Annotated in this window: 12 protein-coding genes and 2 tRNA genes; 13 read left to right on the top strand and 1 reads right to left on the bottom strand. The window is 42.5% G+C overall.

Annotated elements, in window-relative coordinates; all coding sequences use genetic code 11:
• Window positions 1-294, bottom strand: coding sequence for a ribosome assembly RNA-binding protein YhbY (gene yhbY / locus DK861_RS06900; protein WP_036914752.1), 294 nt, complete (start codon window positions 292-294; stop codon window positions 1-3).
• Between the two features lie 145 nt (window positions 295-439).
• On the opposite strand from yhbY, the gene rlmE reads away from it, so the two are divergent.
• The 13 genes from rlmE (at window position 440) to rpsO (ending at window position 13,127) form a co-directional block, all read left to right on the top strand.
• Window positions 440-1,069 (top strand): 23S rRNA (uridine(2552)-2'-O)-methyltransferase RlmE, encoded by a 630-nt coding sequence (rlmE, locus tag DK861_RS06895; protein WP_006535698.1) that lies wholly within the window; start codon window positions 440-442, stop codon window positions 1,067-1,069.
• A 47-nt stretch (window positions 1,070-1,116) separates the two neighbouring features.
• Window positions 1,117-3,060: an ATP-dependent zinc metalloprotease FtsH gene (gene ftsH / locus DK861_RS06890; protein WP_109399658.1), complete on the top strand. Its 1,944-nt coding sequence runs from the start codon at window positions 1,117-1,119 to the stop codon at window positions 3,058-3,060.
• An 82-nt stretch (window positions 3,061-3,142) separates the two neighbouring features.
• Entirely contained in the window at window positions 3,143-3,985 is an 843-nt protein-coding gene (gene folP / locus DK861_RS06885; RefSeq protein WP_109399657.1) for a dihydropteroate synthase, read from the top strand.
• Window positions 3,982-5,319, top strand: coding sequence for a phosphoglucosamine mutase (glmM, locus tag DK861_RS06880; protein ID WP_075673622.1), 1,338 nt, complete (start codon window positions 3,982-3,984; stop codon window positions 5,317-5,319). The genes folP and glmM overlap by 4 nt, the downstream gene beginning before the upstream one ends.
• 165 nt (window positions 5,320-5,484) lie before the next feature.
• Window positions 5,485-5,829: a preprotein translocase subunit SecG gene (gene secG / locus DK861_RS06875; protein WP_036914692.1), complete on the top strand. Its 345-nt coding sequence runs from the start codon at window positions 5,485-5,487 to the stop codon at window positions 5,827-5,829.
• A 58-nt stretch (window positions 5,830-5,887) separates the two neighbouring features.
• Window positions 5,888-5,977: transfer RNA gene (locus DK861_RS06870), tRNA-Leu, on the top strand.
• 60 nt (window positions 5,978-6,037) lie between these two features.
• Window positions 6,038-6,114: transfer RNA gene (locus tag DK861_RS06865), tRNA-Met, on the top strand.
• Between the two features lie 202 nt (window positions 6,115-6,316).
• On the top strand, window positions 6,317-6,769 hold the full coding sequence (gene rimP / locus DK861_RS06860) for a ribosome maturation factor RimP (protein WP_036914691.1): 453 nt from the start codon (window positions 6,317-6,319) through the stop codon (window positions 6,767-6,769).
• A gap of 20 nt (window positions 6,770-6,789) precedes the next feature.
• Window positions 6,790-8,298, top strand: coding sequence for a transcription termination factor NusA (nusA, locus tag DK861_RS06855; protein WP_006535691.1), 1,509 nt, complete (start codon window positions 6,790-6,792; stop codon window positions 8,296-8,298).
• Between the two features lie 22 nt (window positions 8,299-8,320).
• The gene (gene infB / locus DK861_RS06850; RefSeq protein ID WP_109399656.1) at window positions 8,321-11,077 is read left to right on the top strand and encodes a translation initiation factor IF-2; all 2,757 of its coding nucleotides are present in this window, start codon (window positions 8,321-8,323) and stop codon (window positions 11,075-11,077) included.
• 302 nt (window positions 11,078-11,379) lie between these two features.
• Window positions 11,380-11,781 carry a 30S ribosome-binding factor RbfA gene (gene rbfA, locus DK861_RS06845; protein ID WP_006535687.1) on the top strand — a complete coding sequence of 134 codons (402 nt, stop codon included), beginning with the start codon at window positions 11,380-11,382 and terminating at the stop codon, window positions 11,779-11,781.
• Window positions 11,781-12,734: a tRNA pseudouridine(55) synthase TruB gene (gene truB / locus DK861_RS06840; RefSeq protein WP_109399655.1), complete on the top strand. Its 954-nt coding sequence runs from the start codon at window positions 11,781-11,783 to the stop codon at window positions 12,732-12,734. Before rbfA ends, truB begins: the two co-directional genes overlap by 1 nt.
• 123 nt (window positions 12,735-12,857) lie before the next feature.
• Window positions 12,858-13,127 (top strand): 30S ribosomal protein S15, encoded by a 270-nt coding sequence (gene rpsO, locus DK861_RS06835; protein WP_023583571.1) that lies wholly within the window; start codon window positions 12,858-12,860, stop codon window positions 13,125-13,127.
• Window positions 13,128-13,359 lie beyond the last annotated feature (232 nt).

Here is a 13,359-nt window from a genome sequence, read left to right as displayed (position 1 = left end):
TTATTTCGGTAAAATAATTTTACGTGCTTCTGAAGGACGATAAAGAACAAGAATTTTTCCGATAACTTGTACATTCTGTGCACCGCTTTCGCGTACAATCGCTGCCACGATCAAGTTTTTAACATCTCGATCTTCGCCTGCGATTTTGACTTTGATAAGCTCATGGTGCGCCAGAGCGAGTTCAATTTCTGCAAGAACGCCTTCAGTCAACCCGTTGTTACCAATCATAACGACTGGATTCAGGTGATGAGCGAGCCCTTTCAGGTGTTGAATTTGTTTTTTGTTAAGAGTCATCATTAATTTTTGCTTTGTTGGGATTGAAAACGATCTATTCTAACGCCATCTCTCATTTATCACCATAAAATGTCGTTAATACGGGGTTAAATGAGTGAAAGAGTAAAAATATTGATAGCTAAGTGTATGATAGTTGGAAAACGCAATGGCCAATAAAAAACGTTCGGCAAGCTCTAGCCGCTGGTTACAAGAACATTTTAGTGATAAATATGTTCAGCAAGCACAGAAAAAAGGGTTTCGCTCTCGTGCTTGGTTTAAACTTGAAGAAATTCAGCAAAGTGACAATATCTTTAAACCAGGTATGACCGTTGTCGATTTAGGAGCAGCCCCAGGAGGGTGGTCTCAATATGTTGTACAGAAGTTAGGAAGCAAAGGTCGAATCATCGCATGTGACCTTTTACCTATGGATCCTATAGTCGGAGTCGATTTCCTTCAAGGCGATTTTCGTGATGAACTTGTGTTGAAGGCATTGCTTGATAGAGTAGGTGAAAACAAAGTCCAGGTTGTCATGTCTGACATGGCTCCAAACATGAGCGGTACACCCGCGGTCGATATCCCTCGATCCATGTATTTAGTAGAGTTAGCGCTTGATATGTGTCGTGATGTACTGGCTCCCGGGGGAAGTTTTATTGTCAAGGTGTTTCAGGGAGAAGGCTTTGATGAGTACCTGGGGCAAATACGCTCCCTGTTTACGAAAGTGAAAGTTCGTAAACCAGACGCTTCGCGGTCTCGTTCTCGTGAGGTATATATTGTAGCCACAGGGCGTAAACTTTAGTACCCTAAAGCTATTTGTTAACACAGTTGTAATATGAGGTTAATCCCTTGAGTGACATGGCGAAAAACCTGATCCTCTGGCTAGTTATTGCAGTCGTTTTGATGTCATTATTCCAGAGCTTCGGACCCAGCGATTCGAATAGTCGTAAGGTGGATTACTCTACCTTTATCAATGAGTTAACTAATAACCAATTACGCGAGGTCAGCATAAGTGGTTATGATATTAATGTAACTAAAACAGATAACTCAAAGTACAGCACGTATATGCCTATGCGTGATGACAACCTGCTGACCACTTTAATGAACCGTAATGTAAAAGTAACGGGCGAACCACTTGAAGGCCAAAGTCTTCTGACTCAAATTTTTGTGTCTTGGTTCCCAATGCTATTACTTATTGGTCTTTGGATTTTCTTTATGCGCCAAATGCAAGGTGGTGGCGGTAAAGGTGCGATGTCTTTCGGGAAAAGCAAGGCGCGCATGTTGACAGAAGACCAAATCAAAACAACTTTTGCTGATGTTGCAGGTTGTGATGAAGCGAAAGAAGAAGTAAGCGAATTAGTTGAATATTTACGTGATCCGGGTCGCTTCCAGAAGTTAGGGGGTAAAATCCCTAAAGGTATTCTGATGGTGGGGCCTCCTGGTACAGGTAAAACGTTATTAGCGAAAGCCATCGCGGGTGAAGCGAAAGTTCCATTCTTTACCATTTCAGGTTCTGATTTTGTTGAAATGTTTGTGGGTGTGGGTGCTTCTCGTGTTCGTGATATGTTTGAACAAGCTAAAAAAGCAGCACCTTGTATCATCTTTATCGATGAAATCGATGCGGTTGGTCGCCAACGTGGTGCTGGTTTAGGTGGTGGTCATGATGAACGTGAACAAACACTGAACCAAATGCTCGTTGAAATGGATGGCTTCGAAGGTAATGAAGGTATTATTGTTATTGCGGCAACTAACCGTCCTGATGTGTTAGACCCAGCATTACTTCGTCCTGGTCGTTTTGACCGCCAAGTGGTTGTTGGTTTACCTGATGTGCGTGGACGTGAGCAAATCCTTAAAGTCCATATGCGCCGTGTGCCTTTATCACCAGATGTTGATCCAGCAATTTTAGCGCGTGGTACGCCAGGTTTCTCTGGTGCTGACTTAGCTAACTTAGTTAATGAAGCCGCTTTATTCGCTGCACGTGGTAATAAACGTGTTGTTTCAATGGTCGAGTTTGAGAAAGCGAAAGATAAGATAATGATGGGTGCAGAGCGTCGTTCAATGGTGATGACGGAAGAACAAAAAGCATCAACTGCTTATCATGAAGCTGGCCACGCAATTATTGGACGTTTAGTACCTGAACATGATCCTGTGCATAAAGTGACGATTATTCCTCGTGGACGTGCATTAGGTGTGACTTTCTTCTTACCAGAAGGCGATCAAATTAGCGCGAGTCGCCAGAAGTTAGAGAGCCAAATTTCAACACTTTACGGTGGCCGTTTAGCTGAAGAAATTATCTATGGAGCAGAGCATGTTTCTACGGGTGCTTCTAATGACATCAAAGTGGCAACTAATATTGCACGTAATATGGTGACACAGTGGGGCTTCTCTGAAAAATTAGGACCATTGCTGTACGCAGAAGAAGAAGGTGAAGTGTTCTTAGGTCGTTCTGTTGCTAAAGCGCAGCATATGTCTGATGAAACAGCGCGTACAATTGACGAAGAAATTAAAGCTATCGTTGATCGTAACTATGTTCGTGCTCGTCAGATCTTAATGGACAACCTTGATATTCTGCACTCAATGAAAGATGCACTGATGACTTATGAAACTATCGACGCGCCTCAAATTGATGATTTAATGAATCGTCGTGATGTTCGTCCACCTGCGGGTTGGGAAGGCAATAATGGCAATAGTAGTACAACTACTGCCCAGCCAGCACAAGCGCATGTAGCGAATGAGCCAAAAGATAAGCCAGAGTCAGAAAGTGATACACCTTCTGATAAAAATACTCACTAATCCTTATTGGGTTATGCACATTGAGTAAGCTATAAATACAAACCCCAGGCTTCTGGGGTTTTTTTATGAAGGTATCAATGAAATGAAATTAATGGCGAGAGGAACAGAACTTAACTTATCAGCACCTCAAGTTATGGGGATTTTGAATGTTACTCCAGACTCTTTTTCTGATGGTGGCACTCATAATTCACTTAATGATGCAGTTGATCATGCGGCAAAATTAATCGCTGAAGGGGCTACTATCATCGATATTGGTGGTGAGTCTACTAGACCTGGCGCAAGTGATGTCTCTATTGATGAAGAGTTGCAGCGTGTTGTTCCTGTTGTTGAGGCTATTCGTCAGCGTTTTGATATTTGGATCTCTGTTGATACATCCAAAGCTCAGGTCATTACTGAATCAGCAAACGTAGGTGCTTCAATTATCAATGATATTCGCTCTTTACAAGAGCCGGGAGCACTTGAAGCAGCCGCTAAAACAGGTTTGCCAGTGTGTATTATGCATATGCAGGGCAACCCCAAAACTATGCAACAATCACCACATTATGAGAATGTGATGATGGATATCGATCGTTTTTTACAAGAAAATATTCAGCGTTGTGTTGATGCAGGGATCGAAAAAAATCAAATTATTCTTGATCCAGGATTCGGCTTTGGTAAAAATTTAGCGCATAATTACCAATTATTAGCACACTTAAGTGAACTTCATCACTTTGGTCTACCTATACTTGCCGGAATGTCACGCAAATCAATGGTTGGACAACTATTGAATGTGCCACCACAAGAGCGTGTTGCTGGTAGCGTGGCCTGTGCAGTTATTGCAGCGATGCAAGGCGCACAAATTATTCGTGTACACGATGTTAAAGAGACTGTTGATGCGATGAAAGTCGTACAAGCGACTCTTTCTGCAAAGGAAAATAATGAATGAGCGAACGTAAATACTTTGGAACAGATGGTATCCGTGGAAAAGTAGGTGATAGTCCGATTACACCTGATTTTGTCTTAAAACTAGGTTGGGCTGCGGGTAAAGTATTAGCACGTCATGGCTCTCGCAAAATCATTATTGGTAAAGATACTCGTATTTCAGGCTATATGCTGGAATCAGCATTAGAAGCGGGTTTAGCGGCTGCAGGTTTATCAGCCTCATTTACTGGGCCAATGCCAACACCTGCTGTTGCTTATTTAACGCGTACATTCCGCGCTGAAGCTGGGATTGTCATTTCGGCCTCTCATAACCCTTATTACGATAACGGGATCAAATTCTTCTCTATTGATGGTACAAAATTACCGGATGAAGTAGAAGAAGCCATTGAAGCTGAAATGGAAAAGCCAATTACTTGTGTTGAATCAGCCGAGCTTGGTCGTGCAAATCGTATCGTGGATGCGGCAGGTCGTTATATTGAATTCTGTAAGGGGACTTTTCCGAATGAAAACAACCTTAATGGTTTAAAAGTGGTTGTCGATTGTGCTCATGGTGCAACATACCATATTGCGCCAAACGTATTTCGTGAATTAGGCGCTGAAGTGATCACTATTGGTTGTGAGCCAACGGGTATCAATATCAACGAAGAGTGTGGCGCAACAGATGTTCGTATGTTGCAAAAACGCGTATTAGAAGAAGGCGCTGATGTTGGTTTAGCTTTTGATGGTGATGGTGACCGTATCATTATGGTTGACCATCAAGGTCTAAAAGTTGATGGTGACCAAATTCTCTACATTATTGCAAGAGAAGCGTTACGCCAAGGCCAATTACGTGGTGGTGCAGTTGGTACTCTAATGAGTAATATGGGATTAGAGATTGCACTTAAACAACTGGGTATTCCTTTTGTCAGAGCAAAAGTGGGTGACCGCTATGTGCTTGAAAAATTACAAGAGAAAGGTTGGCGTTTAGGTGCTGAAAATTCAGGCCACATTATTTTATTAGATAAAACGACTACAGGTGACGGTATTGTTGCAGGTTTACAAGTTTTAAGTGCAATGGTGCGTAACCATATGAGTCTGCATGATCTATGTAGTGGCATGAAACTATTACCACAAATTTTAGTGAATGTTCGCTTTACGGGTAGCCATGATCCGCTACAAACACCAGAAGTTCAGAAAGTCGCTAAAGCAGTTGAAGACGAACTGGCTGGTAAAGGTCGTGTATTATTGCGTAAATCAGGTACAGAACCTTTAATTCGTGTCATGGTTGAAGGTGAAAATGAAGAGCAAGTTACTGCGATGGCAAATCGTATTGCTGACGCAGTGAAGCACGTTGGTTAATTGATGATTTTTTCTTCAATCAATCACTTTGTAGTAAAATAACCTTGCTTGTCAGTTCAGCTTTGGTTAGTATTCACACCCGCTTAGTAAGGTCTTGAACTAAAGCGGGTGAAGCAATCGAAGGTTATCGTTAATTCGATAAGTTCCATAGAAAAGGTAACGCAAATGTATACGGCACTCATTGTTATTCTTATCATTGTAGCAACAGGGCTAGTTGGTCTGATCCTGTTACAGCAGGGTAAAGGTGCTGATATGGGCGCTTCTTTTGGTGCAGGTGCTTCCGGTACAGTATTTGGTTCAAGCGGTTCAGCTAATTTTATGACCCGTATGACCGCTGTTTTAGCGACAGCTTTTATTGTACTTGCCCTTATTTTAGGTAATCTAAGTGCCAATAAAACTGTGCGTGAAGACAGCAAATGGATGTCTATCGAGCAGACTACAGAAGAAGCTAAAAAAGCTGAGCAGTTAGCAGCGCCTGTAGCGCCAGCAAATACAGATATTCCGCAGTAAACTAAGTAAAGATTTAAATGAGATTGTTAATATTTACGCAGTGTCAGTCTCATTAAGTGCCGAGGTGGTGAAATTGGTATACACGCTACCTTGAGGTGGTAGTGCCTATAAAACGGGCGTACGGGTTCAAGTCCCGTTCTCGGCACCATTATTCCAGATAGCTTGCGTTTTGCTTGTTATCAGCGTAAAATTTGCCACGTTTTTCGAACGCGGGGTGGAGCAGCTTGGTAGCTCGTCGGGCTCATAACCCGAAGGTCGTCGGTTCAAATCCGGCCCCCGCAACCACTTCTAACAATACAGCACTTTTCTCATTAATCATCTTGTTGAACCGATTATGATCCTGAGTGGAATGTGCCGTAAGAAGAGGTTATTCTCGAATGGCAAGTTACAGGGTCCAGTTGCATAAAGCCCCGAATTTCGGGGTTTTTTGTTATCAGAGAATAGAATACTGGGCTATAGGCCCTTTTTTTATGCCTTGGGGGTGGGTTTGTCCACATTAGAGCAAAAATTAACAGCGATGGTTTCAGCACCAGTAGAAGCATTAGGCTTTGAATTTGTCGGTCTTGAGTTTATTCGTGGCCGAGAATCAACATTGCGCATCTATATTGATAGTGAAGACGGTATCACTGTTGATGATTGTGCTGATGTTAGCCACCAGGTCAGTGCTGTGCTGGATGTTGAAGATCCAATTCAAACAGTTTATAACCTTGAGATTTCCTCTCCTGGTTTAGAACGACCTTTATTCACTGCAACGCATTATGAACAATTTATCGGTGAAGAAGCCGCTATTGTATTACGAATTGCAATGCAAAACCGCCGTAAATGGCAGGGCATTATTAAGTCTGTCGCTGGCGAAATGATCACGGTTACTGTGGATGGTAAAGACGAAGTGTTCGCACTGAGCAACATCCAGAAAGCTAACCTGGTACCCCACTTTTAAGTTTTGAAGAGGCAACTAGGATGAACAAAGAGATTCTGGCTGTTGTGGAAGCGGTCTCTAACGAAAAATCTCTTCCTCGTGAAAAGATTTTTGAAGCACTGGAAACCGCACTAGCGACAGCAACTAAGAAAAAATACGAGCAAGAAATTGACGTTCGCGTTTGTATCGACCGTAAAACCGGTGACTTTGATACATTCCGTCGTTGGGTTGCTGTTGATGAAGTGACTCAACCAACTCGTGAAATCACACTTGAAGCTGCTCAATATGAAGATCCTAGTATTGAACTAGGTGGTTATATTGAAGATCAGATTGAATCTGTTACTTTCGACCGTATTACAACACAAACTGCTAAACAAGTTATCGTACAAAAAGTACGTGAAGCTGAAAGAGCAATGGTTGTTGATCAATTCCGCGAACAATTAGGCGAAATTATCACGGGTGTTGTGAAGAAAGTGAACCGTGAAAATATCACTTTAGATTTAGGTAATAACGCCGAAGCGGTTATTTTACGCGAAGATATGTTACCGCGTGAAAACTTCCGTCCAGGTGACCGTTTACGTGGTGTTTTATACGACGTACGTACAGAAACTCGTGGTGCACAACTTTTCGTGACACGCTCTCGCCCTGAAATGCTGGTTGAACTTTTCCGTATTGAAGTACCAGAGATTGGCGAAGAAATCATTGAAATTAAAGCTGCAGCGCGTGATCCAGGTTCTCGTGCCAAAATCGCAGTAAAAACTAACGACAAGCGTATTGACCCAGTGGGTGCTTGTGTTGGTATGCGTGGTGCACGTGTACAAGCCGTTTCCAGTGAATTGGGCGGCGAGCGAATTGATATTGTTTTGTGGGATGATAATCCTGCACAATTCGTCATTAATGCAATGGCTCCGGCAGATGTTGCTTCTATTGTTGTCGATGAAGACAAATGTACAATGGATGTTGCAGTCGAAAGCAGTAACCTTGCACAGGCAATCGGCCGTAATGGTCAAAACGTTCGTCTGGCAGCACAGTTACTGAAAAAACATCGTGGTGATGACAAGTGGGAATTAAACGTCATGACTGCTGATGAACTGAATGCAAAACATCAGGCAGAAGCAAACGCAGCCATTGAAATATTTACTAAGCATCTCGACATTGATGAAGACTTCGCAACTGTTTTAGTTGAAGAAGGTTTCTCTACCCTTGAAGAGTTAGTTTATGTGCCAATCAGTGAACTGCTGGCTATTGACGGATTAGATGAAGACACCGTTGAAGCTCTACGTGAAAGAGCAAAAGCTGCACTAACAACGATTGAGTTGGCTCAAAAAGAAAGCCTAGGCGATAACCAGCCGGCCGAGGACTTATTAGCTCTCGAAGGCTTGGAGCGCTCTTTAGCATTTGATCTAGCTGCCCGTGGTATCTGCACACTGGAAGATCTTGCCGAACAGGGTATCGATGACCTAACTGATATTGAAGGTTTAAATAGTGAGCGCGCAGGCGAACTCATTATGGCCGCACGTAATATCTGCTGGTTTGGGAATGATGCGTAACAACTGAGCAGGAAGGAACAGAATGACAGATGAAACAGTAAAATCACTGGCAGAAGAGATTCAGACACCGGTTGAACGTTTGGTACAGCAGTTTGCTGATGCCGGTATTAAGAAGACCGTCTCTGATTCCGTCTCCCAAAAAGAGAAAGAAACCTTACTGGCTTGGTTGAATCGTGATAAAGACGTATCAACCAACCAACCAGAAAAGTTAACGTTACAACGCAAAGTGCGTAGTACGTTAAGTGTTCCTGGTACAGGTGGCAAAAGTAAATCAGTAGCCATCGAAGTCCGCAAAAAACGCACTTATGTGAACCGTGACGCCGTTGAAAAAGCGCAAGCGGATGAGCAAGCTCAGCGTGAAGCGGAAGAAAAGGCGCATCGCGAAGCCGAAGAAAAAGCCCAGCGCGAAGCACAAGAGAAAGCACAGCGCGAAGCTGAAGAAAAAGCAAAACGTGAAGCTGAAAAGGCAAAGAAAGACGCCGAAGAAAAAGCGAAACGTAAAGCTGAAGAAGCAAAACGTGAAGCAGCGGAATTAGCTAAGCGCGAAGCAGCGGAAAAAGATAAAGTGAAACAAAACGATAAACCAAAAGCTGATAAAGCAGCAGATCAGGAAAAAGCACGTCGCAATGCTGAACAGGCTGAACTGAAGCGTAAAACGGAAGAAGCACAGCGCCGTAAAGCGGAAGAAGAAGCACGTATAGCAGCAGAAAAAGCACGTCGTTTAGCTGAAGAAAATGCTGAAAAATGGACTGCTGAACCTAAAGCGCCAGAAACTGAAGGCTCAGACTATCATGTAACAACATCACGTTATGCTCGTGATGCAGAAGATGAAAGTGATGCTGAAGTTGAAGGTGGCCGCGGTCGTGGTCGCAATGCTAAGGCTCCTCGTCCTAAGAAAAACAACCGCCATTCTGAAAAAGCAGATCGTGAAGAAGCACGTGCTGCTGGTCGTACTAACAAGAAAGGTAAACGTAAAGGTAGCTCATTACAGCAAAGCTTCAATAAGCCGGCAGCTGTTGTAAACCGTGATGTTATTATCGGTGAGACTATTTCTGTTGCTGAACTTGCTAACAAAATGGCAGTAAAAGGGTCTGAAGTTATCAAAACTATGATGAAAATGGGTGCGATGGCGACCATTAATCAGGTTTTAGACCAAGAAACTGCACAGCTTGTTGCTGAAGAAATGGGTCATAAAGTTATCTTACGTCGTGAAAACGAGTTAGAAGAACAAGTTATGAGCGATCGTGATACTGGCGAAGAAAGTGCAGTATCTCGCGCTCCAGTTGTGACTATTATGGGTCACGTTGACCATGGTAAAACATCATTACTGGATTACATTCGTTCAACGAAAGTAGCATCAGGCGAAGCGGGTGGTATCACCCAGCATATCGGTGCTTATCACGTTAAAACTGACAAAGGTGAAATCACCTTCCTAGATACTCCAGGTCACGCCGCGTTTACTTCAATGCGTGCTCGTGGTGCTCAGGTTACGGATATCGTTGTTCTGGTTGTTGCGGCAGATGATGGTGTCATGCCACAAACTATCGAAGCAATTCAACACGCAAAAGCAGCAAATGTACCTGTTGTTGTTGCAGTGAACAAAATTGATAAACACGAAGCTGATCCAGATCGCGTTAAAACTGAACTGTCTCAATATGGCATTCTGCCAGAAGATTGGGGTGGTGAAACTCAGTTTATCCATGTATCTGCAAAACAAGGTTTAGGGATTGACGAACTGCTGGATGCTATTCTTTTACAAGCTGAAGTTCTCGAACTGAAAGCAGTTAAAGAAGGTATGGCAAGCGGTGTTGTTATCGAATCTTACCTTGATAAAGGTCGTGGTCCAGTTGCAACAATTCTTGTCCGTGAAGGTACACTGAATAAAGGTGACATCGTTCTGTGTGGTTTCGAATACGGTCGTATTCGTGCAATGCGTAACGAATTAGGTCAAGACGTTCAATCTGCTGGCCCATCAATGCCTGTTGAGATTTTAGGTCTGTCTAATGTTCCTTCTGCGGGTGATGAAGCAACGGTTGTTCGTGACGAGAAGAAAGCGCGTGAAGTTGCATTATACCGTCAAGGTAAATTCCGCGATGTTAAACTGGCTCGTCAGCAGAAATCTAAACTGGAAAACATGTTTGCTAACATGGAAGAAGGTAAAACTTCTGAACTGAACATCGTTCTGAAAACAGACGTTCAAGGTACTTGTGAAGCGATTACTGATGCATTAGTTAAACTGTCTACTAATGAAGTTAAACTGAAAATCATCGGTTCGGGCGTAGGTGGTATCACCGAAACTGACGCAACATTAGCGGCCGCTTCTAACGCAATCATTCTTGGTTTCAACGTTCGTGCTGATGCATCTGCTCGCCGTATCATTGAACAAGAAAGCGTTGATTTACGTTACTACTCCGTCATCTATAGCCTGATTGATGAAATCAAACTGGCAATGAGCGGTATGTTGGCACCTGAATATAAACAAGAAATCATGGGTCTTGCAGAAGTCCGTGATGTGTTTAAATCACCTAAATTCGGCGCGATTGCGGGCTGTATGGTGGTTGAAGGTAACATCAAACGTAATAACCCAATTCGTGTTCTACGTGATAACGTGGTTATCTATGAAGGCGAACTTGAGTCATTACGTCGCTTTAAAGATGACGTCAACGAAGTGCGTAATGGTATGGAATGTGGTATCGGTGTGAAAAACTACAACGATGTCCGTGTCGGCGACATGATTGAAGTCTTCCAAGTTATCGAAATCAAACGTTCTATTGATTAATTTAGTACGTCTTGTTTTAAAAGGGAGCTTAAGGGCTCCCTTCTTATTCCTTTCTTTGTTGTATTCTTCGCTTATTTCCTCTCCAATTTTCAATATAACCGAAATAGACAGCCTTTCAGTAATTTATGAAAGTGAAATAACAGGGTAAAATAGCACCAAAGAAATATTTTATTTCTAAAGAAAGAAATCAGAGAAAGCGGTTGTTAAATACCACTTCATGTATACTCTTTAGATATCATTAATTTTAGATTTGAATTAATAATGACAATCAGGGCGATACCCTATTGTCAGGGAGAGATAAAATGGCAAGAGATTTTAGCCGTAGTCAGCGTGTTTCTCAGGAAATGCAAAAAGAAATCGCCATCATTCTACAACGTGAAGTCAAAGATCCACGCATTGGAATGGCCACTGTGTCTGGCGTTGAAATTTCTCGTGATTTGGCTTATGCCAAAGTATTCGTCACCTTTTTAAACTTATCTGGTGGTGAAAAAAGCGAAGAAGAAATGGTTGCAGAGGGTTTAACTGCACTTAATGAAGCCGCTGGTTTTATTCGCTCTTTATTAGGCAAAGCAATGCGTTTACGAATTGTGCCTGAACTGACATTTGCTTATGACAACTCATTAGTTGAAGGTATGCGTATGTCTAACTTAGTTTCTAACGTCGTTAAAAGCGATGAAGAGCGCCGTCATAAAGAGGACAAATAATGGGGCGTCGTCGTAAGGGGCGCGAGATTAACGGTGTATTGCTACTCGATAAACCCCAAGATATTTCTTCTAACGATGCACTCCAAAAAGTCCGCCGTATGTTTAATGCCAGTAAGGCAGGGCATACGGGGGCATTGGATCCTTTAGCAACAGGTATGCTCCCTATTTGTTTAGGTGAAGCAACGAAATTTTCACAGTTTCTATTGGATTCGGATAAACGTTATCGTGTTATTGCCCGTTTAGGGCAACGAACCGACACCTCTGATGCACATGGCGAGATTATTCAAGAGCGCCCTGTGCAATTTACACAGCAAGCTTTAGATGATGCCTTGGATAGTTTTCGTGGTGAAACATTGCAAGTTCCTTCAATGTACTCTGCCTTAAAACATCAAGGTAAACCGCTTTATGAATATGCTCGACAAGGCATAGAAGTTGAGCGAGAAGCAAGACCGATTACCGTTTATGAACTTCAGTTTATTCGCTGGGAAGGTGATGAATTAGAGCTGGAAATTCATTGTTCCAAAGGTACTTATATTCGAACAATTATTGATGATCTTGGTGAGAAATTACAATGTGGTGCTCACGTTATTTTCTTACGTCGACTAGAAGTTGCCGATTATCCTAAAGAACGAATGGTAACGTTAGAGCAATTAAGCGCGATGAAAGAAAATGCACAAACTGCACAAGAAGATCCTTTCGCGGCACTTGATGCTCTGTTATTGCCTATGGATACCGCTGTTGCACATTTTCCTGTTGTGAATCTGACCACGATTATTGCGGGTTATCTCAAGCTAGGACAGCCTGTTCGTGTTAATCATGATATCAATGAAGGCGAATGGGTGAGAGTAACTGAAGGTGATGAAAAAAAATTCATTGGCCTTGCTATCATTAAAGATGGCTTAGTTGCACCAAAAAGAGTCGTTGTAGACTATAGCGCACAAGATAACACTTAATAGCAATCTTGCGCTAAAAGTGTTTGGAGCGTAGAATAATGCGGCTATCTGTTTAGGTGGCTGAGTTGGATAGCTGAATTAGAGATTGGCTATCTGAAAATTTTACTTAATTTGGAGTTTATTATGTCTCTAAGTACTGAAGCGAAAGCACAAATCGTTGCTGAATTTGGTCGTGATGCTAACGATACTGGCTCAAGCGAAGTTCAGATTGCACTGCTGACTGCAGAAATCAACCACCTGCAAGGTCACTTTTCAGAGCACAAAAAAGATCACCACAGCCGTCGTGGTCTGCTGCGTAAAGTTTCCAGCCGTCGTAATCTGCTGGACTACCTGAAACGTAAAGATGTTGCTCGTTACTCTGCACTGATTGAACGTTTAGGTCTGCGTCGCTAATCAAGAGAGTTTCAGTGGAAAGGGGCCTGTTGGCCCCTTTTCTACTAGAAAGTGCTATTTTTAATATTAGTCGTTATGTTTTAATGTGGTGATTGTTATTTAGTCTCTCTAGTTACGACAATTCGCGCGGCTAATGAAAGTGTTTATCATTAAGTGGTTAATATTTTCATTAGTCGCGAGGGGACGTAGCGGAGAAAAGATCATTCATCGTCGCTAAACATCTGGCGACAAT

It is taken from the genome of Proteus sp. TJ1640 (assembly GCF_003144445.1).
Lineage (GTDB): Bacteria > Pseudomonadota > Gammaproteobacteria > Enterobacterales > Enterobacteriaceae > Proteus > Proteus penneri.
This window is presented reverse-complemented; position numbering and strand designations above follow the sequence as displayed.